This is a genomic window from Catellatospora chokoriensis (assembly GCF_011297315.1).
GTDB classification, from domain to species: domain Bacteria; phylum Actinomycetota; class Actinomycetes; order Mycobacteriales; family Micromonosporaceae; genus Catellatospora; species Catellatospora citrea.
In genome coordinates, this window is sequence record NZ_JAAOTI010000011.1 from 232,356 (window position 1) to 257,009 (window position 24,654).

Here is a 24,654-nt window from a genome sequence, read left to right on the forward strand (position 1 = left end):
AACGTTAGGCCGCATCGAGCCATCGAGGTAGCCTTGGTTTCCAGCGCTATCCAAAGGCATTTCCTATAGATCGAACCGAGGAGAAACCGTGCTCTCGCTGCACCAGCTCCGCTGCTTCCTGGCCACCCTGGAGCACGGCTCGTTCACCGCCGCCGCGAGCGCCCTCGGTTACGCCCAGCCGTCGATCTCCGAGCAGGTCCGGCTGCTGGAGCAGCAGCTCGACACGACCCTGTTCCGGCGGGTCGGGCGGGGCCTGGTGCCGACCGAGGCCGCCCGCGCCCTGCAGCCGCACGCGTCCGCGGCGCTGGCCGCCGTCGACGAGGCGGGGCGGGCCGTGGCCTCGGTGCGGGAGCTGCTGACCGGCACGGTGCGCTTCGGGCTGTTCCGCACCGCCCGGTTCTATCTCACCGCCGACCTGGTCGCCGACGTGCTGCAGCGGCACCCCGGAGTGCGCGTCGAGCTGGTCGGGCAGAACTCCGCCGAGGTGCTGGAGCACCTGCGCAAGGGGCGGCTGGAGGCGGCGGTGATCGCGCTGCCGGTGGAGGACGAGAACATGGTCGTCACCCCGGTGCTGCGCGACGAGCTGGTGTACGTCAGCGCCGATCCGGCCCGGCTGCACGCCCGGATCACCCCCGCCGATCTCGCCGCCGCCCAGCTGGTGCTGCCCGATGCGAGCTGGCGGGAGACGGACACCACCCGCCGCCAGCTCGCCCAGGCGGTGCAGCGCACCGGCCACCCGCTGCGCCCCCGGATCGAGGTGGAGGACACCGAGACCGCCCTCGACATCGCGGCCCGCGGCCTGGCCGACACGGTCACCTGGCGCGGCGTGCTGCACGGCCTCGGTGACCGGCTGCCGGCCGGCCTCGGCTGGGCCCCACTGCGCCCGGCGATGTACGAGACGTTCGCCGTGGTCCATCGCGAGGGCGAGCTCTCCCCCGCCAGCCGCGTCGTGGTCGACCTGGTCACCGCCCGCATGCGCGGGCTGGACCGGGCGATGCGCGCACGCACCGCCTGATCCCGCGTCCGCGGTGGTGTGCCGCGACACCACCGCCAGGTCGTCCTAGGCTGCTAGGTGAGTGGCCCTTTCGGCGGATGCGGGCGTCACCGTCCACACTGGAGCGCGGCGAGTCGAGTGACACTTTGCCATCTAGCGTCACTCTTCTATGTGTGGTAAAAATCTTCCCATCGCTGCGCAGCGGACGGCAAATAACTCCACACCCCCAGGAGCATCCCCATGTCCCGCTTCGTACCCCGCGCCCTCACCGTGATCGTGGCCGGCGTCGTCGCGTCCGTGCTGGCCTTCGCCAGTCCGGCACACGCGGCGACGTTCCTCACCCATGCGCAGGCGGCCTCGCAGCTCAGCGCGGCCGGCATCACCTGGTCGTCGAGCGGCAACTGCAGCAACCGCAACAACGCCAGCTGCACCTCGTTCACCGACGTCCGCCAGGTCACCATCAACGGCATCAAGACGCTCAAGAGCGCCAGCGGCTGCGCCATCAACATCACCGCAGGCACCGAGACCGGCCACTCCTCCGGCACCTACAGCCACTGGAACGGCTACAAGCTCGACATCAGCAAGTACGCGTGCATCGGCAACTACATCACCGCGCACTTCACCTACGTCGGCTACATCTCCGGCTGGGGCTACCAGTACCGCTCCGGCGCCGGCAATCTGTACACCGACGAGGGCAACCACTGGGACATCCTGTTCTACAACTGCGGCGGCTGCTGACCACCGGCGCCGGACCCGTGCCGACCCTCCCTCGGCACGGGTCCGGCGTTCCGGGGCCGCTCAGCGGACGTCGGCGGCCGGACCGTCGGGGACCAGGAAGATCTCCTTGTTCTCCGCGACGAAGAGCAGGTCGTGCGTGCCCGGCACGTAGCTGCCGCCCTCCACCGAGGCGTTGCCCGCCGCCGAGTCGAACGTGGCCGTGTGCACCGGCTTGCCGCTCATCGCCTCGCGCAGGAACGCGTCCCCGGTCAGCGCGGGGTCGGCGGCGAACACCCAGTAGCGGGCGTGACCGGCCAGAGTGAGCCGGGTGCGGTCGTCGGAGACCGTGCTGACCGAGATCTTGTTCACCGCGTAGTCGAACTTCGCCACCGGCAGCATGGCGACCGGGGCGTTGCGCTCGGCGGGCAGCACCACCCGGTACACGGGGGAGTTGGCGGTCTTGGCGAAGACGTAGAGCTCGCCGTCCAGCCAGAGCATCGCCTCGGCGTTGCGGGTCTTGCACCCGGGGGCGGGGTCCGGGAAGGCCAGCGGATACTTCGCGGTCACCATGAACGGGTCGTCGGTGTCCGGCTCGGGCTCCAGCGTGCGGTACAGGTACTGCTTGCTCACGCAGTCGTTGGCCCCGATGTCGCCGATCCACAGGTTGTCGTCGTCGTCGATGACGACGTCCTCCCAGTCGGTGTTCGGCGCTTCGAAGACCTGCGCGAACGGGAAGTTCTCGCCGCGGCGCACCGGATACGCCTGGGCCTGCTCGCCGAGCCTGATGGTCCACAGCGCGGCGCGCGGGCGCTGCGAGGTGGCCCCGCCGCCGTCACGCAGCCAGTAGAAGACCCCGGGGTGCCGGCGGCTGGCCACCAGACCGGACGCCTCGCTGGCGGGCAGGTCGGCGGTGTGGATGGCGATCGGCTGCCCGGCCTTGACCAGCGCGCCGGGCACGGTGAGCGACGGCGTGTCCCCGAACGGCGCCGCGGGCTTCGCGGTCTGCGCCGCCGCGGACACCGCGGGCTCCCCCGACGCGGCCGGATCCGGCGCGGCCCCGGCGGCCGGATCGGGCTTGCCGGGCCACGGCCTGCTGTCGGTCTCCGTCACCGACAGCAGGGTGAGGGCCGTCAGCAGCACCGCGGCAACACAGATCGCGAATCGGGTCATACCCCACTAAACGGGGCGAGACACCCAGACGCAACCGGTAAGGACGGCAGTGCGTCTTTCCGTCATGATGATCCCTCCCCGGCACCGCGCCCTGGCGTCCGCGCTCCTGCTGGCCGCCACGCTCACCGGTTGCGCGGGGCCAGATGCCCAGGCGGGCACGCCACGGGACGCTGCCGGACAGTCAGCCGGCCCCGCGCCCACCTCGACGTTCCGCTCACGGCTGCCGCACGACACCTCCGGCACCCCGACCAAGGGCTGCCGCCCCGACCGCCCCATGCCCAGCCAAAGCATGTATCAGGGCATGGACCTCTACGGGGGCGACGACGTCCTGCAAAGCGTCCTGCAGTCGATCCAGGAAGCCGGGGAGAGCCGCTTCCCGAACTCCTACGCCGGAACCGAGATCGTGCAGGACCGCGGGGAGGGGGCCGTCTACCGGGTGCCCGACACGGAGTTCGACGCCTTCGTCACACAGACGTCAGGCGACGTCTGCCTGTATCTGCGCGACGCCAGGTTCAACGCAGCCACCCTGGACGCCCTGGGCAAGCGGATCGTCGCCGACTTCGCGTACTGGGAGGGGCGCGGCCTCAAGATCCGGGGGGTCTTCTTCGGCGGGGGCCGCGGCGAAGGCCTCAAGCTCGGCGTCGCCCCGGAGGACGTCGCCGAGGCCCGGATCGAGTTGCCGAAGCGCTACGGCGCCGAGATCCCGATCCTGGTCGAGGCCCAGGAGTTGGCCGAGGCGTCCTGAGGGAGCGTGGGCAGGCTCACCCGGCCCGCCGTGCGGAGCGGAGGCGGGCAGGCGGCACACTTCGGGGGTGACCGACACCGCTGCTGACTTCGTCCGCTCGTACGCCGCACTCGCCCCGGTGCCCTTCCTGCCGGAGATCAAGCTGCACCAGGCCGACGAGCCGATCGGCCTGTGGGAGCTGACCGAGGGCGAGTACCGCAGCGAGCAGCCGCCGCCGTTCTGGGCCTTCGCCTGGGCCGGCGGTCAGGCGCTGGCCCGCTACGTGTTCGACCACCCGGAGACGACGGCCGGCAAGCGGGTGCTGGACCTGGCCGCGGGCTCCGGGCTGGTCGCGGTCACCGCGTCGCTGACCGGGGCGGCGTCGGTGCGCGCAGTGGACATCGACCCGCTGTCCTGCGCGGCGATCGGCCTCAACGCGGCGGCCAACGGCGCGGACGTGTCGGTGGACCAGGCCGACATCCTGGGCGGCGACGCGGCCGACGCCGAAATCGTGCTGGCGGGGGACGTGTTCTACAGCCAGGCGATGGCCGACCGGATGATCGGTTTCCTGCGCCGGGCGGTCAAGAACGGCACGCGGGTGCTGGTCGGCGACCCGGACCGGGCGTTCCTGCCCAAGCCGCTGTTCCGCGAGGTGGCCGCCTATGACGTGCCGACGCCGTTCGCGCTGGAGAGCGTGACGGTCAAGCACACCCGCGTGTGGGAGCTGCGCGGGCCGGCCAAGGCCTGAGTCACTTCTGCGGCACGCCGAGGCCGCTGAGGATCAGCAGCCACACTCCCTCGTACGCGGCCTTCATGTCCGGGTCGTTCCACTCGGCGAGGTGCGCGGGATTGTGGAAGCGGCTGGTCGCGTCGAAGACGGCGCGGCCCGCCCGGAACGGGTCGGCGACCGCGAAGTCGCCGCGCCCGACCCCGTCGGCGATGATCTCGCCGAGCTGGGCCGCCAGCGCGTTGACGTGCGCCCGGACCACCTCGTCGGCCTCCAGCGCCAGGTGGTAGTACGTGGTGAAGAGTTCGGGCTCGTCACGCGCCCGCCGCTGCTTCGACTCGCACAGGGCGTCCAGCCACCGGCGCAGCCTCGGCTGTGCGGGGCCGCGCTCGGCGGCGATCTCGGCCAGCGGCTCGGCGAGCCGCGCCAGCCAGCGCTCGGCGACCGCGTTGCGCAGCGCCGCCTTGCTGGGGAAATGCCGGTACACGCTGCCGTGGCTGACGTTCAGCGCGCGCGCCACATCGACGACGTTGGCCTTCGCCGGTCCGAAGCGGCGGAGGGCCTCCTCCGCCGCTTCGAGGATCCGGTCCGGAGTGAGAGGTGCATCTGCCATGTCGAGGCAGACCTTACCTCTCGCTGTCGAGCGCCGACATCGAATGCGGGTCATAGCGGTCTCCGGCCACCGATCCGGCCGGCACGGCCGACGCGATCCGCGCCAGGTCGGTCTCGGTCAGCACGACCGGCAGCGCGCCCAGCGACTCCTCCAGGCGCGCCCGGGTGCGCGCCCCGACCAGCGGCACGATGTCGTCGCCCTGGGCCAACGCCCAGGCCACCGCGATCTGCGCGACGCTGGCCCCCTTGTCCTGCCCGACCTCGCGCAGCGCCTCGACCAGGGCCAGGTTGCGGTCCAGGTTGTCGCCGGCGAAACGGGGCAGGTGGCCGCGGAAGTCGCCGGCCACGGTGGCGCGCTCGCGTGACCAGTGGCCCGACAGCAGGCCGCGGGACAGCACGCCGTACGCGGTGATGCCGATGCCGAGCTCGCGGGCGGCGGGCAGAATGTCGTGCTCGATGCCGCGGGAGATCAGCGAGTATTCGATCTGCAGGTCCGCGATCGGGTGCACGGCCGCGGCCCGGCGCAGCGTGGACGCGCCGACCTCGGACAGCCCGATGTGCCGGACGTAACCGGCCTTGACCAGGTCGGCGAGCGCACCGACGGTCTCCTCGACCGGCACGTTCGGGTCGAGCCGGGCGGGACGGTAGACGTCGACGTGGTCGGTGCCCAGGCGCTTGAGGGTGTACGCGAGGAAGTTCTTGATCGCGATCGGCCGGGTGTCGACGCCGTTCCAGCCGCCCGCGGCGTCGCGCAGCGCGCCGAACTTGACGCTGATGACGGCGTTGTCGCGGTTGCGGCCCCGGAGCGCGTCGCGCAGCAGCAGCTCGTTGTGGCCCATGCCGTAGAAGTCGCCGGTGTCGAGCAGGGTGACCCCGGCGTCGAGGGCGGCGTGGATCGTGGCGATGCTCTCCGCTTCGTCGGCGGGGCCGTACAGGTCGGACATGCCCATCAGGCCGAGCCCGAGCGCGGAGACGCGCGGGCCGGAGGTGCCGAGCGGGCGAGTGGTCATGGTGTTGGTTGCCATGGCGAGAACCGTACAGATGACAGATGACAGATTTCAAGTTTTGTCATCTGTATAGTGATCGTGGTCACCGTGCCGGTGGGCCCGGCGCGGCCGGCGACGGCCGGGCCTGCGCACGGGCAGGTCGCCGTAGCGGTCCCGGACGTCGCGGCGGTAGGCCCAGGCCTCGTGCCAGACGTGCAGGTACACGCCGCGGGTGAAGTAACGGCCCGGGCCGGTGATCGGGTAGCCGTCGTGATCGTGGTAGAGCCACCACACCGGCAGCACGCTGAACAGGACGTAGTTGAGCCCGACCAGCGGCAGGTAGAGCGGCCCCAGCAGGCGCGCCTGCCGGACGTGCAGGTCCTCGTGCCGCTCGTTGGCCGCGGTGCCACCGGCGATCACGTTGCCCAGCGTGGTGGCGTACCCCCGCATGGCCTGCTCGTGGATGTCGATCCGGCCCCGATGGCAGCAGCGCGGCGGGTCCAGGTGGTGGCCGCGGGCCAGGTTGACGGTCAGGAAGCCCGCCCCGGCGATCGTGTTGACCAGGCTCCAGGTGTGGTCGACCGCGAACAGCGCGACCCCGCGCCCGCTCGGCGGATACGCCCGCACCCGCCCGAGGACCCAGCCGTAGGGCACCGCCACGACCGCGGCCACCCAGGCCGCGAGCACCGCCGCGCCCCCACCCAGCAGGGATCCGGCCGCGGCAGCCGCCGCCGCGACCTGGATCAGCGCCGACAGCGCCCCGACCGCATACGCCCCTATGCCCGCACCCTACCCACCCGCCACCACCCCCGGACCGTCTTGATCACCCGACTTGCCCGGCAACCGGGCGTATCTTGGACCGGCATTCGCCCATGTGCCAGGCAACTCGGGTGATCATCAGCCCCGGTGGGGCGGCGCGGGTCAGGCGATGACGTCCAGGAAGGCGCGGGCGATCACGGCGTGGCCGGCCAGGTTCGGGTGGATGCGGTCGTGGGCCCAGTCGGCCGGCACGGTGGAGGTCAGCACCCGGTCGAACGCCGCCTGCACCGGCACGTGCAGCGCGCCGAAGTCCTTCGCCAGCGCGGCGACGACGGCGGCGTAGTCGGCGGTCATCGCGTACTGCGGATCGTCGCGGTCGGACTCGATCAGGTAGGGGTCGGCGAGGATCAGGCGGCAGCCGGTGCGCTCGACGGCCGTGGCGAGCAGCGAGCGCAGGGTGGCCGTGTACTCGTCGAGCGGGACCGCGGCGTCCAGCTGGTTCTCGAAGAAGCGCCAGACGTCGTTGATGCCGATCTTCACGCTGAGCCAGTCGGGGCGCTCCTCGACGACGTCGCGCTCCCACCGGGCGGCGAGGTCGCGCACGGTGTCGCCGCTGACGCCGCGGTTGACCCAGCTCAGGCCCAGCTCGGGACGGGCGGCGGTGACGAAGGCCTGCACCAGGCTCATGTAGCCGTCGCCGTACGGCGCGGCGGCGTCGCGCCGCCCGCAGTCGGTGATGCTGTCGCCGATGAACACGATGCGCTGACGGGGCTGGAAAATCACCGGCCCATGCTAAGCGCCCGGGACCGGGGGGCGCGACCCTCAGCGCGGCGGCGACAGCAGCCAGGGGTCGGTCAGGTCGTGGTACGACAGCATCGAGGTCAGCTCCTCGGCCCGGTCGAGCGCGCCCTGCAGCTCCGGCGGCAGCTGCCGCTGCTCCCCCGCCCGGGCCTGCTCCACCGAGGTGAAGTACACGGCCTCGGTGAAGGTGCCGTCGTGGTGCAGGGCCACCGTGCCGCCGATGAGGTCCGGGCGGAACGCGTGCAGGCTGGCCGACAGCCGTACGACGCTGTCCATCATCTTGTCCGGATCGGTGGTCTGGCCGGTGATGACCTGCACGAAGCCCGCCTTGTCGGAGCCGGTGGCGAGGTAGCCGCGCACGTCCGCGCTGTCGTGGAAGCTCGGCTCGGACACCAGCGCCGCCGTCTCCTGCCACCAGCGGTCCTGCTCGGGGCGCCTGCTGTTGGCCTGGGCCGCCTCCGCCGAGGCGAACCGGGCGAGCACCACCAGCCGGCCGTCGGCGGTGACCCCGCCGGTGCTGCCGAGCCAGCCGTCCGCGCCCGGGGACAGCTCGCGCACCCAGCGCTCGAACGCCTCGCGCACCGCCTCGGGGTCGGCCACACGGCCGCGGATGACCTGGACGAACATGACGGACCTCCCCTCCCCCCGACGGTACGTCCCATCCGGCCACCCGGGTCGCCGAAGCCGGATCTCGGCACGTTCGGCCTGCATATACTGCTTGGCGAGGTGGATGCCATGGACCTGCTCAACGGCTACCGGGCCAGTCTGGCCGAGTTCACCGACCGCGTCGCGCAGGTGCGGCCCCAGCAGTGGTCGTCGCCCACGCCGTGCCCGGAGTGGGACGTCCGTACGCTGGTCAACCATCTGGTGGGTGAGGACCGCTGGACGGTGCCGCTGTTCGCCGGGGCCACCGTCGACGACGTCGGCGACCGGTTCGCCGGCGACCTGCTCGGCGCCGATCCGGTCACCGCGGCCGCCGACGCGGCCCGCGAGGCCGAGGCCGCGGTCACCGCGGCCGGGGCGATGGACCGGGTCGTGCATCTGTCCTTCGGCGACACCGCCGCCAGCGAGTACGCCTACCAGCTCACCGCCGACCACCTCATCCACGCCTGGGACCTGGCCGTGGCGCTCGGGGTCGACCCGGCGCTCGACCAGCAGGCGGTGAAGGTGGTCGCGGACTGGTTCGACGTGGAGGAGAACGAGTACCGCGGGGCAGGGGTCATCGGCCCGCGGATCGTCCTGCCCGACGGGGCCGACGCGCAGGACCGGCTGCTGGCCGCCTTCGGCCGCGATCCCGGCTGGGCCCCGGACTGACGCGGTCCCCGCGGACGGGCGCGGGCGGTGCCGGGATCAGGCCGCGCTGAAGGCGGTGACGTGGGTGGGCTGGTAGACGCCGAGGGTCGCGCCGCCGGGCAGGCGTACCACGGCCTCGGTGCCCCACTCGCGCTTGGCCGGCGCGACGATGATCTCCAGGCCGCGCTCGCTCCACTGCGCCACCGTGGTCTCCACGTCGTCGGTGGTCAGGTACAGCTCGCAGCGGGTGTGCGCGTCGGCCGGGTGGAAGGCGATCTCCGCGGGCGGCGCTTTGAAGATCAGCCAGCCCTCACCGGTGTCCACGTGCGGGAAGCCGAGCACGTCGCGGAAGAAGGCCCGGTCGGCGTCGGCGTTCGTGCTGTAGATCAGAGCATGCATACCGTTGATCATCTCTCGATGATATGCCGCCTGACCTGGGCAGCAGGGAAACTTCACCGCGGTCCGGTTCGCACGGTCGGCTCACTCGAAAAGCGAATGGGGCGCGCCGTGGTCCTCCCGGCGGCGCTGCCGCCGCCGGCGGGAGATCACGATCAGGTCGACGACCGTGACGGCCATCAGCAGCACGCTGAACCAGCCCAGCCAGGTCGCGCCGAAGGCGAACGAGATGACCGCCAGCACCCCCGCGAACACCAGCCCGAAACCGGCGAGTGCCAGGCGCAGGTTGAGCGCGCTGTACGGATGATCGTGAGTGCCGTCCGGCCGCTGTCGTGTCATCGTGTCCCTCCCCGCCATTCTAGTCCGCACCGGGGCGGGCCTGGCCGAACCAGCGGCCGTCAGGCAGCCGCGGCGCCGAGCATGCCGCGGTCGCGGGGGGACGGAAGCCGAACTCACGGTCTCTCGCCCCGGCAGCGGCATCGGCCCCGGCGAAGACCAGCACGCCGTCAGCCCTGTCCGGCACCGCTCCCGCCTACCATGGGAAGGCAGCCCATCAGGCAGGAGAGGTCCATGTCCGACGCGACGATCGCCGTCACCGGGGCCACCGGCCGTCTCGGCGCGCAGGTGGCCCGCCGCCTCGCCGACGCCGGGCTGCCGCAGCGGCTGGTGGTGCGCGACCCCTCCCGTGCCCCCGACCTGCCCGGTGTGGACGTGCGCATGGCGGCGTACCGCGACGGCGCGGCGGTCCGCGACGCGCTGACCGGGATCGAGACGGTGTTCATGGTGTCGGGCGCGGAGTCCGCCGAGCGGGTCGACGAACACCGCACGTTCATCGACGCGGCCGTCGCCGCCGGAGTGCGCCGGCTGGTGTACACATCGTTCGCGGGCGCGCGCGCCGATGCGACGTTCACGCTGGCCCGCGACCACTGGGCCACCGAGCAGCACCTGCGCGCGACGCCGCTGGCGTGGACGTTCCTGCGCAACAACCTGTACCTGGAGATGATGCCGCTGTTCGCCGGGCGGGACGGGGTGCTGCGGGGCCCGGCGGGAGACGGCAAGGTGGCCGGGGTGGCCATCGACGACGTCGCGGACGTCGCCGTGCTGGTGCTGCGGGAACCGGGCCGCCACGACGGGCAGGTCTACGAGCTGAGCGGGCCGCAGGCGCTGACGCTGGAACAGGTCGCCGAGATCATCACGTTCGTCACCGGGCGGCAGACGAGCTACCACGACGAGACGGTCGAGGAGGCGTACGCCTCGCGGGCCGTCTACCAGGCCCCGGACTGGCAGGTCGAGGCGTGGGTGAGCACCTACCTGGCGATCCGGGACGGCTCGCTGGCGACCGTCACCGACACCGTCGAACGGCTCACCGGCGTGGCCCCGCTGACCCTGGACGACCTGCTGCGCCTGGGCTGAGGCCGGACCGGGCGGGACCTTCTGCTGGCGCACCCGGTCCGGTCGCGCGGACGACGTCGCGGCCGGACCGGATGCGCGCTCAGCCTCGGGGCAGCCAGGTGGCGTGGGTCAGCGCCGAGGTGGCGTGCTGCTCGTAGACCGCCGCGGCCAGCCAGGCCCGGGTGAAGCCCTCCGCGTCGTCGCCGGTGAGACGGCCGAACGGGTCCCGCGGCCGGAACCGGGCCGCCGCGGCCAGCTCGCCCAGCAGGTGCGCGCCCAGATCCAGGCGGGCCCGCCGGAGCCGCCGCGTCTGGTCGTCGGCGAGCGCGTGCACGGCCCGCCCGCCGCTGACCACCCGTTCCAGGTGGCGGCGCAGCAGTTGCAGCGCCGGGTCACCGGTCGCGGGCGGGCGCGCCGCGACGGCGGCCACCGGCTTGCCGGACATCAGCTGGCTGCGGTGCAACCGGTCGTATCCCAGATCGGCGTGCCCGGACCAGGCCTGCGGCAGCCGCAGCCCGTCGCCGGCGCCGGGCGTGAGCCCGATCGACAGCGCCTGCACGGTGGCCCGGCGACCGGGGTCGGGACGGCCCACCACCAGCAGCTCCAGCCCCGGCGCCGTGCCGAGCAGCCGCAGGTTGTCCCGGTAGGGCAGCTCCGGATGGTCGTCGGCGACGGTGAGCAGCACCGGAGCCCCGTCGGCGGTCTCCGCGAGCACCGCGTCCCCGGTCGCCGCGCCGGTCAGCCGCACCGACAGGAACACCAGGTCGGATCCGGCCGCCCGGTCCCCGACCGGTTCGGCGAGCGCCGCGAAGGCCCGCGCGACCTGCTCGTCCAGCGGCTGCTCCCACAGTGCCCGCAGGGGCGGTTCGGTCCAGGCCTCCCCGGTGGCGCGCACCGCGCGCACCGACTTGCCCGCGCCCAGCCGGCCCGAGGCGCTGGCCGTGCCCCCCGAGACGATCATGCCCGCGCGGGTCAGCTCGCGGTGGGTCAGCCCGGCCTCCCCCAGCGCCACCACCGTGTCACCGGAGCGCGCGGCCCGGTCCGCGCCACCGGGGGCGACGTCGGTGACCGTCCACAGCCGACCGTCGCGGTCGGCCACGTAGGTGGCCGTGCCCGCGTAGCCGGACTCGGCGACGACGGGGACCGTGCACAGGCCGTACAGGCGCAGCCCGGCCTGCGGGTCGTAGCCGCGCCGGGCCACGCCGAGCAGGTCGGCGGACTGCTCGGCGGGCAGGTCCCCGGCGCGCAGCCGGTGCGACACGGTCAGCAGCTCGCGCAGGTCGTCGGTGAGTTCCGCGAGCCGGAACTGCGGCTGCGCCTCCCGCAGCGCCTGCAGCCCGGCGGCGACCCGGGTGCCCGCCGCCGCGGCGCGGTGCAGCCCGTTGGCGCGGCCCTCGTGCACGGCTCGCAGCAACGCGGTACGCAGCACCAGCCCGCTGCCCGACGTGCCCGCGGCGAGCACCGCCGCCCCGGCCCGCCACAGCCCGTCGGCCGCGTCCCGCTGCCGTGGGCTGAGCGCCACCGGCCCGGAGCCGTCCGGACCCGGCTCGCCGGCCGCCGCCTCACCGGCCGTGGCGTCGGCGGCCCCGGCCTCGCCGCCGGCGGCCCCGGCGGGCGTGCCCGCCGGCGATCCGCTCCGGCGGCCCTTGCGGGTCACCGGAGCGCCGACGGTCGTCGGCGACCCGGCGTCCGCGTCGGACGGTCCCGGGCTCGCCGGGTCCGGCAGCCCGGCGGGCTCCGGGACGTCGTCCACGCCGTCGTGCACCGAAGCCAGCGCCAGCACCGCGACCCGGTGCAGGCAGTTGGGCGCGAGCAGGCAGCTGCACCGGGCGTCGGCCCCGGTGCGCACCACGCCGCCGGTCAGCACCAGGGTCACCGTGGTGCTCTCGTCGACGGCCACCGTCACCTGGCCGTCGGCCGTGGACACCGGCCAGGCCGCGGCCCGGGTGACGGCGTCGTCGACCTTCTTGCGCAGCCGTCCCGGCAGCGCGTCGAGCGTCTCCGCCAGCGCCGGGGCGGTCACCGGGGGCAGCCCGCTCACGATCGCTCCCCCGTCCGGCGGCTCACGCCGTGGCTCCGCGGGCTCATCCGCGCACCCGCTCGCCGACCCAGCGGGCCAGTTCGAGCGGGCTCAGCGCCGCGATCGGCATACCGGCCGCGACCAGTTGCCCCGCGGCCGCGACGGAGTAGCGCGGCCGCCCGGCGTCGTCGAGGCTGGCGCAGCCCAGCACGGTCGCGCCGGACTCGACCAGCGCGCGGACCTCGGCCAGCAGGCCGCCCATGGAGTACCCCTCCTCGAAGTCGCTGACCAGCACCACCAGCGTGCGGGTCGGCACGGTGATCAGCGACCGGGCGTGGCGCAGCCCGGCCGCGATGTGCGTGCCGCCGCCGACCTTCACCTCCAGCAGCAGGCTCAGCGGGTCGCCGACCCGGTCGGTCAGGTCCACCACCTCGGTGGAGAAGGCGACGAAGTGCGTGCTCAGCGCGGGCACCCCGGCCAGCACGGACGCGGTCAGCGCCGACCAGATCACCGACTCCTCCATGGAGCCGGACACGTCCACCACCAGCACCAGCCGCCAGTCGACGCCGCGGCGGGCCCGGGTGCGGAACACGGGCCGCTCGGGCACCACGGTGACCCGGCCGTCCTCGCCGCGACGGGCGGCGGGCAGGTTCGCCCGCAGGGTGCGGGCCAGATCCAGTCGCCCGCCGGGGCGGGACGTGGGCCGGGGCGTGGTGAGGCCGTTGAGCGCCGGGCGCAGCGTGGTGGCCAGCTCCCTGGTCAGCTCCGCGATGATGCGGGCGACCAGGGGACGCAGCCGGGCCACGGTCGCCTCGGGCAGGCCGCCGGCCAGCGACAGCACGTCACGCAGCAGGTCCATGGAGGGACGCACCGCGTCGGGGTCCAGTTCCAGCGCCGCGTCGAGGCGGCCGGACTCCACGGCGGCGGCCAGCACCTCCTCGCGTACGCCCGGCCCGAACAGCGCGGACAGCTCCTCGGACCACTCCCGTACGCCGGGGAACGACGGCTCGCGGCCGGCTCCGGCGCCGCGGTCCTCGCGCGCGCCCTCGCCCCGGCCCATGCCGTAGAGCTCGTCGAGCGCGGTGGCGTACCGCCGGGCCTTGCCGCCCATGCCGGACCGGTCGCGGCCCAGGATGAGCCGCCAGCGGTCGGCGGGCGACAGCTCGCCGGACGGCGCGGGCCTGGCGTCCGGGCCGGGGCTCGCGGCCCCGTCGGCGGACGCCAGCGCGGGCGCCGCACCGTCGGCGGCGAGCAGGCCCAGCTCCACCAGCGCCGCCCGGCCCGCGCGATCGGCGAGCAGCCGGGCCAGCAGCCCGTCGGGATCGTCGACGTCGCCGAGGTCGGCGACCTGCCCGCCGAGGCGTTCGTCGACGACGGCCAGCAGCCGGTCGCGCCCGGCGGGGCTGGCGGTGTGGAAGCCGCCGCGCAGTGCGGGCAGCCTGGTCAGGAAGGCCTCGTCGGGCAGGGTCTCGACGCGGTCGAGCAGCCCGGTGAGCACCCCGGAGGCGGCCTGCAGCAGCGGTTCGGCGACGGCCAGCAGGCCGCTGACGTGACCCTGCAGGGCGCGGCGGGCCTCGTCGGTGCCCGCGGTGTCCACCCAGGACGCCACCCGCACGCCGAACTCCTCCGCGGGCACATGGCCGAGCAGCACCCGCACCGCACCGGCGGCGGCGGCCATCAGCGGCGTGCCGCGGGCGGCCAGCCGGGCCAGCGCGTCGGTCAGCCGCAGGGCCGACCCGGACGCCTCGGCGCGCTGGGCCAGCGCGGCCAGCGCCCGCGCGTCGGCGACGTCCTCGGCGCCGGCGAGCCCGTCGACCTGGCGGACGGCGGCGGTCTCCACCGCCTCGGCGGCCGCGGCGACGGCAGTGCGGTCCGGTTCGGGCAGGCCCGGCACGTGGCCGAGGCGCAGCCGGTCGAGCAGCGCCAGTGCCGTCATCGCCTCGGTGAGCGAACCCTGTGCGGGCACCAGCGTGGCGACCTCGGCCAGCCGCCGGGCGGCGAGCGCGGGCAGGCCGCACACCGCGGCGGCGTGCAGACCCTCGATCACCTCGGCCGCCGACGGGCCGCCCGCACCCGTCTCGCGACGGCGGCGCTCGGCCAGCGCGCCCTCGGTGGCCTGTTCGAGGGTCACCCCGCGCAGCCCGGCGACCTCGATGCCGGCCTCGGTGTGCGGGGTCCACTGCAGCCGCCAGCGGGTGGTGATCGCGTCCACGCCACCGGCTCCGCCGTCACCGGCCACGGGTTCGGCGTACGCGACACCGCAGGCGGCCAGCCGCTGCAGGGCCGTCTCGCGGCGTCTGTCCAGGTCGGAGCGCAGCGGGTCGAGCCGGGTGTCCTTGGCCGCGTCGCCGGGGCCGGGCAGCCGCAGCGCGGCCAGCAGGTCACGCACCGCGGGACCGAGCCCGGAGCGCGGGGTGCCGGGGGCGAGCCGCCCCCGCCGGTCCCCCACCAGCACGTGTTCCATCGCGGTGGCGACGACGCGGCCGCGGCCGAGCACCTCGCCGTGCGCGAGCACGCTCTGCAGCGCCTCGACCAGCTCACCGCGGCCGGGCGCGGGCAGGCCGCGCAGCCGGGCCAGGTCGACGGCGAGCCGGACGGCCTCGCGCGCCTCGGCGGGCCCGGCCGGGTGCCCGGCGGCGCGCACCCGGGCGCACACCGCGACGACGGCGGCCAGCGCCGCCGCCTCGACCTGCGCCGGGTCGCCCGCGGCGGCGAGCACGGACTGCTGCCACTGCGGGTCGCGGATGCCCGCCGGATAGCCGGACCGGGCGTCGAGCAGCCCGAAGGTGTACGGCACCAGCGACGTCACCACCTTGGTGCCCGCCGCGGCCGGGTTCGCCTGCCCCGCCTCGCGCAGCGCCGGGGCGTGGAACGCGCCGACCAGCATCGCGACCCGCTTGCCGGCGTGCTCGGCCAGGCAGCCGCGCATGTGCGCCTCCCGGCGCAGGTCCAGGGTGGACACCCCGTCGCCGGTCTCGGCGTCGCGGCGCAGCGCCCAGCCGACCAGCAGCGCCGCCCGGCGTACCGCCTCCGGGTCGGCGCCCGGCGCGCGGGCCTCGACCATGCGGTCCCACATGTCCTCGTCGGCGCGGCCGGTGGCCGCGCCCTTGAGGGCGGACGCCAGGGACAGTCGCTGCCCGGCCGGTCCGGCCGCGGGCTGTTCCCGCTCGTGCCAGGCCCGGTCGGCCAGCGGCAGGTCGCACGGCACGACGGGCACGCCGTGCCGGTGCGCCCAGCGGACCGCGGCCAGCTCCGGCGAGAAGTCCGCGAACGGGTAGAACGCCAGACCCGCGTCACCCACCGCGCCCGCCAGGGCGACGGGCGCGGTGGTGTCGGGATCGGCCAGCCAGGGCAGCCACTGCCCCAGCTCAGGCGGCAGCTCCAGCAGCAGCGCTTCGGGCGCGTGCCGGTCGAGCAGGTCGGGCAGCACCACCGACAGCGCGGGCGAGTGGTGCCGCACGCCGATCAGGAACGGGTCGCGCTGCCCGGCCAGCTCGGCGACGGCGACCGCCGGGTCGCCGTCCAGCGCCGTCGTCTCCACCGCCGCTGCCTCCACCGCCGTCGTCTCAGCCACCGAGGACATCGCGCAGTTCCCACAGCCGCCGCCACAACCGGGCGCCGTCCTCCGCGCGGCGGCGCACCGCCCCGTCCCAGTAGCCGAGCAGCTTCGCGCCGTCGGCCGGGTCGTCCTTGCGCACCACCCCGAGCAGGTGCCCGGGCAGCAGCGACAGCACGTCGCGGTCGCCGGGGAAGTACGCCTGGGCCAGCGCCAGCGAGGTCGCCACGGCGACGGCCTCGGCGGTGCTCATCACCGTCGACGGGCGCTCCACGTCCCAGCCCTCGACCGAACGGCCTTCGCGCAGGTCCCGGAACGCGGTGACCAGCGCCTCCAGCACCGCGTCGTCGACCGCGAACGGGGCCTTGACCCGCTCCAGCGCCGCGCGGGCCTGCTTGCCGACCAGCGCGGTCTCGGCCGCGAGGTCGCCGATCGGGCCGACGGTCTCGAAGTTGAAGCGGCGCTTGAGCGCCGCCGACATCTCCGACACGCCCCGGTCGCGCAGGTTCGCGGTGGCGATCAGGGTGAAGCCGGGCGCGGCGTGCACGGTCGCGCCGTCGGTGCCGGCCAGTTCCGGCACCGCGATGCGGCGGTCGGACAGCAGCGACACCAGCGCGTCCTGCACCTCGGGCAGGCAGCGGGTGATCTCCTCGACGCGGGCCACGGAGCCGGTGCGCATCGCCGACAGGATCGGCGAGGGCACCAGCGCCTCGCTGCTCGGGCCGTGGGCCAGCAGCAGCGCGTAGTTCCAGCCGTAGCGCAGCTGGTCCTCGGTGGTGCCCGCGGTGCCCTGCACGACCAGCTCGCTGCTGCCGCAGACGGCCGCGGACAGCAGCTCCGACAGCATCGACTTGGCCGTGCCCGGCTCGCCGACCAGCAGCAGGCCGCGCTCCCCGGCGAGGGTGACCACGCACCGCTCGACCAGGGCCCGCTCGCCGACGAACTTCGCCGGGATCGTCAGCTTGCTGGGCAGGCCGTCGCGGCGGTCCTCCTTGGCCAGCTCCAGCTCACGGCCGTCGCTGCCGGTGATGAAGGTGACCACGGCGCGCGGGGTGAGCCGCCAGCCGGGCGGGCGCGGCCCGCCGTCGTACGCGGCCAGGAACGCCAGCTCGCCGGCGTACGCGTGCTCGGCAGGATCGACCTGCCGGGCGGTCGTGGTGGTGGTCATCGGCGCCTCTCGGTTACCAGTTCGTCGAATCGGGGTCCGTCGCCCGCGGTGATCCTGTCCCAGGCCAGCGCGAACAGCTGCGGCGCGGGCGCGACCGGCAGCACGATGGCAAGCCCCGACACCCCGTTCTCACCGCCGATGAGCAGCGGCAGCTTCCACCGCTCCAGCGGCAGGTGCGGGGCCTTGAGCGCGAGCCAGCCACCGGGCAGGAACAGGCTGCGCCCGGCGCGCGGCCGCTTGGCCTCGACCACCAGGTCGGTGGCGGCCAGCGCGGCGCGGGCCGCCTTCAGTCGGGCCGGCTTCCAGCCCGTCCACAGCGCGGTGTTGCGGTCGGTCGGGTCGGGCAGCGCGAGCAGCTGCAGGTACAGCGCGGCCGCGTCGGCGGGCAGGCCCCGCTCCTGTGCGACCCGGGCCACCAGGTCGGGCACGGACCGGGTCGGATCCTGGGCGAACCCGTCGATCCCGGCCGGCACCGGGTAGCCGACCAGCCGCGCGAGCTGGCCGCCGAGCAGCGCGTGCAGCGCCGCGTCGACGCCGTCCTGGTGGCTGTCGAGCCTGGCCCGCAGCACATGCAGCACCGGGTCGTCGACGCCGGTCAGCAGCGCCGGGCGCACGTGCACCACGCGCCAGCCGGTGTCCGGCGGCAGCAGCACCGCCCCGGCCGAGATGCTGCCGTCGGCACCGTCCACCCGGGTCGTGCCGGTCGCCGCGAGCAGCGCGTCGATCTTGCGTTCGGTGACGTAGCCGGCCGGCAGGGACATCGCCGGGTCGGCCAGCCTGGCCTGGGCCAGCTCCACCGCGCGCGGCAGTGCGGCCCGGATCGGGTCGTCGGCCGGCAGGTGGTAGACCAGCCAGGGCAGGCACTTGGCGAGCGCGACGAACACGTCGTCGTCGTCGATGCCGTCGACGGAGCCGCGCAGCCACCGGCAGGTGTCCGGGTTGGCGATGCCGTGGATCAGTTCGGAGGCGTTCATCGAGCCGTCCACATCGGCCTTGTCGATGGCGACGATCAGGTCGTCGCGCACCGGGCGGCGTACGCCGTGGCGTTCCGTCCAGGCGGCGGCGAACTCCGCGGCCGCCGGGCCGGACCGCCACAGCGCGGCCAGGTCCGCAGGCAGCAGCAGGGCCAGCAGCCGCGCGGTCGCGGTCACGCTGCCCGACCGCATCCGGCTCGCGGCCGCGCCCGCCGCGGCGGCGTCGACGCCGAGCAGCTCGCGCACCCACTCCGACTCCGCCTTGTGCCACGCCTGCTGGGGCAGGCCCGCCAGCACCATGGTGGCCTCGGCGAGGCTGATCCCGGCGGTGTCGGAGAGCCCGGCGACCCGCTCGTGCTGCCAGGCGATCGGCCCGTGTTCGGCCAGCAGGCGGGTGAACTCGGTGATCCGGTCGGGGGTGGCCCCGCCGGTGTCCAGCGTCCGCTCCCGGGTGATCGCGTATCCGGGCAGCGCCCCGAACACCCCGTCGGCGGCGTACTCCAGCCCCTTCACCTCGCGGTCGTCGGCGTCGGCCGACAGCACCAGCAGGCGGCGGGCGCCGAACGTCAGCACCGTGCCCGGCAGCCCGTCCTCGTCGACGGGCTGGTCGGCCTTCAGCTCGACCTCGCGCAGCCGCGAGCCCGGCGTGAGCAGCCCGCTGCGGGCGACCACGGTGAGCAGTTCCACCAGTGCGGCCCGGTGCTCGGGGCTGGTCACCGGGCTCGCCGCGCGGTACATCGCGGCGGGCAGGATGCCGAGGGCGTCGAACCAGTCGTCGTCGGCGTCCAGGTAGAGCTGGCCGGTGGGCGCCTGCTCCGCGGTGAACGCCGCGCCGGTCGCGGCGAACAGGCGCACCGCGCTGTCGTTGCGGCTGTAGCAGTACCGGATGAGACCGGACAGGGCGGCGCTGAGCAGGTGGTCCTGCACGCCGCCGGTCCACTCCGCGGCCGGCTTCGGCGCGGTCTCGACGGCCTTGCCCTCGCACCGGTCGCGCAGCTCCGTCAGGCGGGTGACGTGCACCGCGGCCCGCTCCACCAGCCCGGCGACCCCGGCCCGCAGCGACGGGTCGGTGACCTCCGGCAGGTGCTGCGCGACCAGGGCGACCAGTGCCTCCTGCGTGGCGGCGGCGTCGTCCGCGGCGGCGATCGCCGCGACGGCCTCACGCAGCATCGCCGCGCACCACTCGTCGGTGACCGCGCGCAGCGCCGCCGAACCGGCCTCGTCACGCGGGCGCAGCAGGTGCCAGTACGCGGCCCCCGGCACCAGCCGGGTGCCACGGGCGTACGCCGACGGGCCCTGCGGCACCGTGTACTCGCCGAGCAGCCAGCCCTCGGCGTCGGCCAGGGTCATCGAGCTGCGCCGCCAGTCACGGGTGGCGAACACGCCGCAGACCGCGTCCGAGCCGGGCAGGCGCACCGCCCCGGACAGGTCGCCGCGGATACCGGCTCCGGCGGGCAGGGCGTACGTGGTGCCGTCGGTCGACTGCCCCACGAGGCTGCCGTCGGCACGGCGGCGCACTCGCCAGCCGAGCAGCGGCGACGCCTGTCCGGCGGCGACCGGGTCGCGCGGCGCGAGCCGTGACAGGTGCAGCACCAGCGACTCCCCGTCGACCGCGCCGTCCTCCAGGAACGCGGGCAGGCTGGCCCGGCCGCGCTCGCCGGTGGCCGGGTCGAACTCCTGGCACACCAGCTTGTCGCCGTTGTGCCGGATCACCCAGTACGAGGCGCCGTCGGTGAGCACCCGCCCGGTGTGGCGCTCGCTGCGGTCGCCGACGTGCAGCGGCCGTCCGCCGAGGGTGCGGCCACCGCCGGGCAGCGGCAGCGACATGGCGTCCGACATGTCGAAGGCGTTGTCGGGCACGGTGAACACGTCGTCGGGCGCGCCGCTCCAGTAGCCGGCCCGCTCCCGGCCGACGTCCCAGCACACCAGCAGCTGCTTGTCGACGTAGCGCAGCACCAGCCGCCACAGGTAGTGGCGCTGGTCGGCGGGGATGCGCAGCATGTGCTCCAGCTCGACGCCGTGCTCACCGACCACCAGCACCATGTCGCCACGGCGCAGCACCAGGTACGGGTACTGGTTGACGATGCCGATGGTGTCCTCGTTGTCGGCGGCGGTCACGCCGAGCCGGGCGACCGCCTCCTCCAGCGCGGGCCAGCCCAGCTCGTCGAGCAGGCCGGTCCGCAGCGAGCGGCCCAGCATCGCGGCGACGTCGTGTCCGAGCACGCGCTCGGCGGCCTCCGGGTTGACCGCGACGCCGTCGGGGCAGCCCAGCAGCGCCAGGCGGTCCAGGTGCCGGGCGAGGGCGGGCAGGCCGTGCCGGGCGGTGTCCGCGGCGATCAGGTCCAGCAGGGTGTGCGCGGCGGTGCGCAGGCCCGGCACGGCCGTGACGGCGCGCACCCGCTCCGGGTCGCCCGCGGTCTCCCGGTAGTTCGGCCGCAGGTGCTGCTCGAGGTTGTCGGCCAGCGCGCCCAGGAAACGGCCGTCGCCCGCGACGGCGACCAGGTCGCGGCGGCCCTCGCGCTCGTCGGACAGCCAGCGCGACACCTGGTAGCGGGCGGAGTCGTCGGGATCGGCGACCGGCACGCCCAGCGCCAGGCACGCGTCGAGCAGGTCGAGGTCGACGCCGCTGTGCCGGCGGCACAGCACCACCGGCAGCCCGTCGGCCTTCAACCGGCCCGACATCCGCTCCAGCAGCGCCAGCAGCTTGACCGAGCGGCTGTCGCGCCGCCCACGGCGCTGACGGTGCACGTCGAAGCGGCCCAGCCAGCCCGCGGGTCCGTCGGGCGACTCGGCCGCGAACGGCACGGTGCCCTGGGGGTCGGTCAGCGCGGCGGTCGCCCCGGCCTGCTCCAGCACGTCGAGCCAGACCTCGTCGGCGACGTGCTGCGGGAACATGCCCAGCAGGCGGCCGCGCAGGGTCGGGTCGGCGGCGGCGAGTTCGGACAGCGGCCCGGCATAGGCGGCCCAGAAGCCCTCCGGCGCGCGGGACAGCGACGGCGCGGACAGCAGCTGGTCGAGCACCTGCCGGTCGGCCTCGCCCTGGTCGAGCTTGGCGGCCTTGGCCAGGCGGCGCAGGTCGGTGTGCATCTGCGCGTACGGCGGCAGCCCGCCCAGGGTCCGCTCCACGCACAGGCGCAGGAAGCGCTCGTACGCGTCCGCGGGCGTGCAGCGCGCCGACAGCTCGCGGGCGTGCTGCGACAGCGCCTTCGCGGTCAGCGCGCCGGCCAGCGCGAACTCCAGGAACACCGCGTGCTGGCGCTCCTCGTCGATGTGCAGCGCGTACGCCCGCTCGGCGTCACGCGCCTTGCCGAACATCGTCGCCGCGTACGTGGTGCTGTCAGCGGCCAGGAACGCCCGGCCCGCCTCCTCGTAGTAGGTCGGCAGGAAGTGCGGCACGGCGCGGGCCAGCCGCTCGCCGAGGGCGTTGAAGCCGTCCTTGGCCGGGCCGATGCGCGACTTCGCCTGCCGGGCCAGCCGCTCGATCTCCTTGACCAGCGCCAGCGCGTGGTGGCCGTTGGCCGGGTCGTGGACCAGCGCCCAGGCGGGGAAGCCCAGCGCCTGCTGGCGGACCAGGCCGACCTCGTTGACGGGTGCGGGCTTGTCGAACCCGAGGAACTCCATGCTCAGGTCCTCGGCCGCGCCGATGGTCGCGGGCACCAGCCGCACCACGGCGCGCTCACCCAGCACCGGGTGCCGGTAGGTGCGCGAGGTCAGCGCGTCGACGGTGTCGTCCTTGGCCACCGGCGACCCGGCGGGCAGCACCGCTCCCGCCTCCAACAACGTGAGGTTCTGCTCGCTCATGACTAGTCCTCGTCCTCGTCGTCTTCGTCTTCGTCGTCGTCCGCGACCTGGTCCTCGGCGGAGTCCTCGTCCTCGTCCTTCTCCACGACGCGCCCCGCGTACAGGGCCGCGGCCATGCGGGTGCCCTCGGACCAGGCGACCGGGCCGACCTCGGCCAGTGTCAGCGCGGTGCCGTTGCGGTCGGTGAAGACCAGGTCCCCGGTCTCGGTCTCGTAGTACGGGTCGTCGGAGCCGACCCACGAGCGCGCCTCGACGGACACGCCGCCCTCGAACACGCGGCAGACCGCGTTGCCGCCGCGCACCGGGTAGCCGAGCTTGGTGGCACGCGCGGTCAGGTGGCGCAGCTCGGCGTACTTGCCGCCGGAGTAGTCGGCGACGCGCCGAGCGGACGGATCCGCATCGGCCGGCCGGACGAAGATCTGCCGGAACAACTGGTCCACGGACTGGGAAACACCCAGGTCGGCGGCGAACTCGCGCAGGTCGTCGAGGTCGGGCAGGGTCACCGGGTGCGGGATCACCACCCGCGTGGCGGGCAGCCGCACCGTGTCGCCGTCGAGGTTCACGATGCCGATCTGCCCGGCGGCGGCGTCGCGCAGGAAGCCCACCTCGTCCGGGTCGAAGGCGCCGTCGTCGTCGAGCACCCCGACCACGAGGTCGGTCAGCGCCGCCCGCCAGGTCTCGTCGGCCCACACGTCGGCCAGCACGGCGACGGGCACCGGCAGCGAGCGGACCATCCACCGCTCGATGTCGGACCGGCACTGCGCCTCGTGCCGGCCCAGCCACTCGGTGAGCTGCCGCAGCCCGGTCACCACCGGGTCGTCGCGCAGCGCCGACGGCACCGACTTCAGCTCCTTGCCCTTGGCGTTGCGGGCGATCAGATCGCTGCCGCGCAGGGTGACTTCATAGCCACCCGATGCCACCAACCATCCCATGTGGACGGCCACCTCCCTGTCGAAGACACCGGACGCTAAACCACCGTGCCGACAGTCCGGCAAACGGCTGGTCGCGGCCCCGCCCCGTCCGCGGCATACCGACCGGGAACCATTCGGCCACACCGTCCATGGCTGCTCGCAGCGGGGTCCCCGTGCCGCGTCGGGCCGGGCTGCCCGCCGCGACGCACGGAGAGCCATTTCACCGGGTATATGCAGGCAGGACCAAGCGCCTCGGGAGTACCGTCGAAGGTCCAGCGCCGGGTGCGCCACCGGCCCGACGGGGCGGGCGTCGTCCGGCCGCTGGGCAGCGCGTCAGCGGTGACGGAGGAGGCGGCGGTGAAGGGCAGAGCGCTCGTGCTCGGTGGCGGCGGGGTCACCGGTATCGCGTGGGAACTGGGCATACTGGCCGGACTCGCCGAGGCCGGCGTCGACCTGAGCACCGCCGATCTGCTCATCGGCACCTCGGCCGGTTCCGTGGTCGCCTCGGTGATGGCCAGCGAACCCAGCCTGGAGGAGCGTTACCAGACCCAGCTGGAGGACCCGAAGGACGAGGTCGCGGCCCGCCTCGGCATGCGCACCCTGCTGGCGTACGGCTGGGCGATGGTGCGCAGCCGCGCCCCCGAGCAGTACCGGGCCCGGCTCGGCGCGCTCGCGCTGGCCGCCGCGTCGATGACGCCCGAGGAGCGCAAGGCGGTCATCGCGTCCCGGCTGCCCGTCGTCGAGTGGCCGGAGCAGCCCCTGAAGATCACCGCGTCGGACGCGCACACCGGCGAGTTCACCGTGTTCGACCGCGACAGCGGGGTGGAGCTCATCGACGCCGTCGCCGCCAGCTGCGCGGTGCCCGGCGTGTGGCCGCCCGCGGCGGTCAACGGCCACCGCTACATCGACGGCGGGATGCGCTCGGCGACCAACGCCGACCTGGCCCGAGGGCACGGGCGCGTGGTCATCATCGCGCCGGTGACGGTCGGCGGCGGGCTGGTCACCAGCACCGCCCGCCACGTCGCCGAACTGAAGGCCGCCGGCACCCAGGTCACGGTCATCAGCCCCGACCGGGACTCCCGGACCGCGATCGGCCGCAACATGCTCGATCCGGCCCACCGCGCGGGCTCGGCCCGCGCCGGACGCGCCCAGGCCGCGCAGGTCGTCACCCAGGTCGCCGCGGTGTGGTGCTGACCGCCCGCCGACGATCCCTTCAGGAGGCTCCCAGTGACCTCCGAGCAACGTGCACCACCATCCCTGCCTCAATACCTTGACCAGCCAAAACACCATGTGACACCACTCTCCCCCGCGCGCGCGGGCCCGGAGTGGCCAAAGCCCTCCGCTAGCGCTATGCTCGATGGCGACGCCCGTCTTGGCGACTTCCCCCGTGGTTGCCAAGACGGGCGCCTTCTTTTCCCCGAACCCTTCCTCCCCACCCTCCATTGAGGAAAGGAAGGGCACCTTCCCCTCTCTATACGTAGAGCAAGGTGCCCTTGTTAACCGATTACCGGCAGCGGCCTGCGGCGGCCGGGTCGGTGACGTGTCGGCCGGGTCGGGTATCGTCCCGCGCGGCGAGGCTGTAGCGCAGAGGTCGTCGCGCCTTGACTGCAAGCTGGAGGACGTCGGTTCGAATCCGACCAGTCTCGCCCCTAC

At 74.4% G+C, this 24,654-nt stretch carries 20 protein-coding genes and 1 tRNA gene; 8 read left to right on the forward strand and 13 right to left on the reverse strand.

Annotated features, from left to right (window positions below; genetic code table 11):
• Positions 1-88 precede the first annotated feature (88 nt).
• A complete protein-coding gene (locus HAV39_RS18655) occupies positions 89-1,015 on the forward strand; it encodes a LysR family transcriptional regulator (RefSeq protein WP_191840479.1) in 927 nt (308 codons plus the stop codon).
• A gap of 219 nt (positions 1,016-1,234) precedes the next feature.
• A complete protein-coding gene (locus HAV39_RS18660) occupies positions 1,235-1,732 on the forward strand; it encodes a hypothetical protein (protein WP_191840480.1) in 498 nt (165 codons plus the stop codon).
• 60 nt (positions 1,733-1,792) lie between these two features.
• On the opposite strand, the gene HAV39_RS18665 is transcribed toward HAV39_RS18660, so the two are convergent.
• Positions 1,793-2,851, reverse strand: coding sequence for a hypothetical protein (locus HAV39_RS18665; RefSeq protein ID WP_191840481.1), 1,059 nt, complete (start codon positions 2,849-2,851; stop codon positions 1,793-1,795).
• A gap of 94 nt (positions 2,852-2,945) precedes the next feature.
• Here HAV39_RS18665 and HAV39_RS18670 point away from each other — a divergent pair, with 94 nt between their 5' ends.
• Entirely contained in the window at positions 2,946-3,626 is a 681-nt protein-coding gene (locus tag HAV39_RS18670) for a hypothetical protein (protein ID WP_191840482.1), read from the forward strand.
• A 67-nt stretch (positions 3,627-3,693) separates the two neighbouring features.
• On the forward strand, positions 3,694-4,353 hold the full coding sequence (locus HAV39_RS18675) for a class I SAM-dependent methyltransferase (RefSeq protein ID WP_191840483.1): 660 nt from the start codon (positions 3,694-3,696) through the stop codon (positions 4,351-4,353).
• A 1-nt stretch (position 4,354) separates the two neighbouring features.
• Here HAV39_RS18675 and HAV39_RS18680 read toward each other — a convergent pair whose 3' ends face one another.
• The 5 genes from HAV39_RS18680 to HAV39_RS18700 all read right to left on the reverse strand — a co-directional run bounded on the left by HAV39_RS18680 (position 4,355) and on the right by HAV39_RS18700 (position 8,117).
• On the reverse strand, positions 4,355-4,945 hold the full coding sequence (locus tag HAV39_RS18680) for a TetR/AcrR family transcriptional regulator (RefSeq protein WP_191840484.1): 591 nt from the start codon (positions 4,943-4,945) through the stop codon (positions 4,355-4,357).
• Between the two features lie 13 nt (positions 4,946-4,958).
• Positions 4,959-5,969: an aldo/keto reductase gene (locus HAV39_RS18685; protein ID WP_239120916.1), complete on the reverse strand. Its 1,011-nt coding sequence runs from the start codon at positions 5,967-5,969 to the stop codon at positions 4,959-4,961.
• Positions 5,970-6,002: 33 nt separating this feature from the next.
• Positions 6,003-6,617, reverse strand: coding sequence for a glycine zipper family protein (locus tag HAV39_RS18690; RefSeq protein ID WP_191840485.1), 615 nt, complete (start codon positions 6,615-6,617; stop codon positions 6,003-6,005).
• Positions 6,618-6,851: 234 nt separating this feature from the next.
• A complete protein-coding gene (locus HAV39_RS18695) occupies positions 6,852-7,472 on the reverse strand; it encodes an SGNH/GDSL hydrolase family protein (protein WP_191840486.1) in 621 nt (206 codons plus the stop codon).
• A gap of 39 nt (positions 7,473-7,511) precedes the next feature.
• Positions 7,512-8,117, reverse strand: a complete 606-nt coding sequence (locus HAV39_RS18700) for a putative antibiotic biosynthesis monooxygenase (RefSeq protein ID WP_191840487.1) — start codon at positions 8,115-8,117, stop codon at positions 7,512-7,514.
• A gap of 108 nt (positions 8,118-8,225) precedes the next feature.
• On the opposite strand from HAV39_RS18700, the gene HAV39_RS18705 reads away from it, so the two are divergent.
• A complete protein-coding gene (locus HAV39_RS18705) occupies positions 8,226-8,804 on the forward strand; it encodes a TIGR03086 family metal-binding protein (protein ID WP_191840488.1) in 579 nt (192 codons plus the stop codon).
• A 36-nt stretch (positions 8,805-8,840) separates the two neighbouring features.
• Here the strand turns inward: HAV39_RS18705 and HAV39_RS18710 are convergent, their stop codons facing one another.
• Together HAV39_RS18710 and HAV39_RS18715 are read right to left on the reverse strand one after the other, a co-directional pair.
• Positions 8,841-9,194 carry a VOC family protein gene (locus HAV39_RS18710; protein ID WP_155392128.1) on the reverse strand — a complete coding sequence of 118 codons (354 nt, stop codon included), beginning with the start codon at positions 9,192-9,194 and terminating at the stop codon, positions 8,841-8,843.
• A 69-nt stretch (positions 9,195-9,263) separates the two neighbouring features.
• On the reverse strand, positions 9,264-9,518 hold the full coding sequence (locus HAV39_RS18715) for a DUF6343 family protein (RefSeq protein ID WP_191840489.1): 255 nt from the start codon (positions 9,516-9,518) through the stop codon (positions 9,264-9,266).
• Between the two features lie 231 nt (positions 9,519-9,749).
• On the opposite strand from HAV39_RS18715, the gene HAV39_RS18720 reads away from it, so the two are divergent.
• Positions 9,750-10,592 (forward strand): SDR family oxidoreductase, encoded by an 843-nt coding sequence (locus HAV39_RS18720; RefSeq protein WP_191840490.1) that lies wholly within the window; start codon positions 9,750-9,752, stop codon positions 10,590-10,592.
• Positions 10,593-10,671: 79 nt separating this feature from the next.
• Here HAV39_RS18720 and HAV39_RS18725 read toward each other — a convergent pair whose 3' ends face one another.
• Genes HAV39_RS18725 through HAV39_RS18745 form a run of 5 tightly spaced genes read right to left on the reverse strand, consistent with a single transcriptional unit; the run spans position 10,672 to position 23,022 of the window.
• Entirely contained in the window at positions 10,672-12,612 is a 1,941-nt protein-coding gene (locus HAV39_RS18725; RefSeq protein WP_191840491.1) for a hypothetical protein, read from the reverse strand.
• 43 nt (positions 12,613-12,655) lie between these two features.
• Positions 12,656-16,165, reverse strand: coding sequence for a DUF5682 family protein (locus tag HAV39_RS18730; protein ID WP_239120917.1), 3,510 nt, complete (start codon positions 16,163-16,165; stop codon positions 12,656-12,658).
• Positions 16,158-17,315 carry an ATP-binding protein gene (locus HAV39_RS18735; RefSeq protein WP_191840493.1) on the reverse strand — a complete coding sequence of 386 codons (1,158 nt, stop codon included), beginning with the start codon at positions 17,313-17,315 and terminating at the stop codon, positions 16,158-16,160. The genes HAV39_RS18730 and HAV39_RS18735 overlap by 8 nt, the downstream gene beginning before the upstream one ends.
• Positions 17,312-22,090, reverse strand: coding sequence for a hypothetical protein (locus HAV39_RS18740; protein ID WP_191840494.1), 4,779 nt, complete (start codon positions 22,088-22,090; stop codon positions 17,312-17,314). Before HAV39_RS18740 ends, HAV39_RS18735 begins: the two co-directional genes overlap by 4 nt.
• A 2-nt stretch (positions 22,091-22,092) precedes the next feature.
• Positions 22,093-23,022 (reverse strand): DUF4132 domain-containing protein, encoded by a 930-nt coding sequence (locus tag HAV39_RS18745; protein WP_191840495.1) that lies wholly within the window; start codon positions 23,020-23,022, stop codon positions 22,093-22,095.
• 336 nt (positions 23,023-23,358) lie between these two features.
• Here HAV39_RS18745 and HAV39_RS18750 point away from each other — a divergent pair, with 336 nt between their 5' ends.
• Positions 23,359-24,195, forward strand: a complete 837-nt coding sequence (locus HAV39_RS18750; RefSeq protein WP_244958831.1) for a patatin-like phospholipase family protein — start codon at positions 23,359-23,361, stop codon at positions 24,193-24,195.
• A 379-nt stretch (positions 24,196-24,574) separates the two neighbouring features.
• Positions 24,575-24,647, forward strand: a tRNA-Cys gene (locus HAV39_RS18755).
• The last annotated feature ends 7 nt before the right edge of the window (positions 24,648-24,654 follow it).

Bases quoted from the DNA above. Each gene is read 5' to 3' on its own strand.
- HAV39_RS18720 (WP_191840490.1), top strand. From the start codon at position 9,750: ATGTCCGACGCGACGATCGCCGTCACCGGGGCCACCGGCCGTCTCGGC.
- HAV39_RS18685 (WP_239120916.1), bottom strand. From the start codon at position 5,969: ATGGCAACCAACACCATGACCACTCGCCCGCTCGGCACCTCCGGCCCG.
- HAV39_RS18700 (WP_191840487.1), bottom strand. From the start codon at position 8,117: ATGTTCGTCCAGGTCATCCGCGGCCGTGTGGCCGACCCCGAGGCGGTG.
- HAV39_RS18740 (WP_191840494.1), bottom strand. From the start codon at position 22,090: ATGAGCGAGCAGAACCTCACGTTGTTGGAGGCGGGAGCGGTGCTGCCC.
- HAV39_RS18670 (WP_191840482.1), top strand. From the start codon at position 2,946: ATGATGATCCCTCCCCGGCACCGCGCCCTGGCGTCCGCGCTCCTGCTG.
- HAV39_RS18735 (WP_191840493.1), bottom strand. From the start codon at position 17,315: ATGACCACCACCACGACCGCCCGGCAGGTCGATCCTGCCGAGCACGCG.
- HAV39_RS18715 (WP_191840489.1), bottom strand. From the start codon at position 9,518: ATGACACGACAGCGGCCGGACGGCACTCACGATCATCCGTACAGCGCG.
- HAV39_RS18745 (WP_191840495.1), bottom strand. From the start codon at position 23,022: ATGGGATGGTTGGTGGCATCGGGTGGCTATGAAGTCACCCTGCGCGGC.
- HAV39_RS18710 (WP_155392128.1), bottom strand. From the start codon at position 9,194: ATGATCAACGGTATGCATGCTCTGATCTACAGCACGAACGCCGACGCC.
- HAV39_RS18660 (WP_191840480.1), top strand. From the start codon at position 1,235: ATGTCCCGCTTCGTACCCCGCGCCCTCACCGTGATCGTGGCCGGCGTC.
- HAV39_RS18680 (WP_191840484.1), bottom strand. From the start codon at position 4,945: ATGGCAGATGCACCTCTCACTCCGGACCGGATCCTCGAAGCGGCGGAG.
- HAV39_RS18705 (WP_191840488.1), top strand. From the start codon at position 8,226: ATGGACCTGCTCAACGGCTACCGGGCCAGTCTGGCCGAGTTCACCGAC.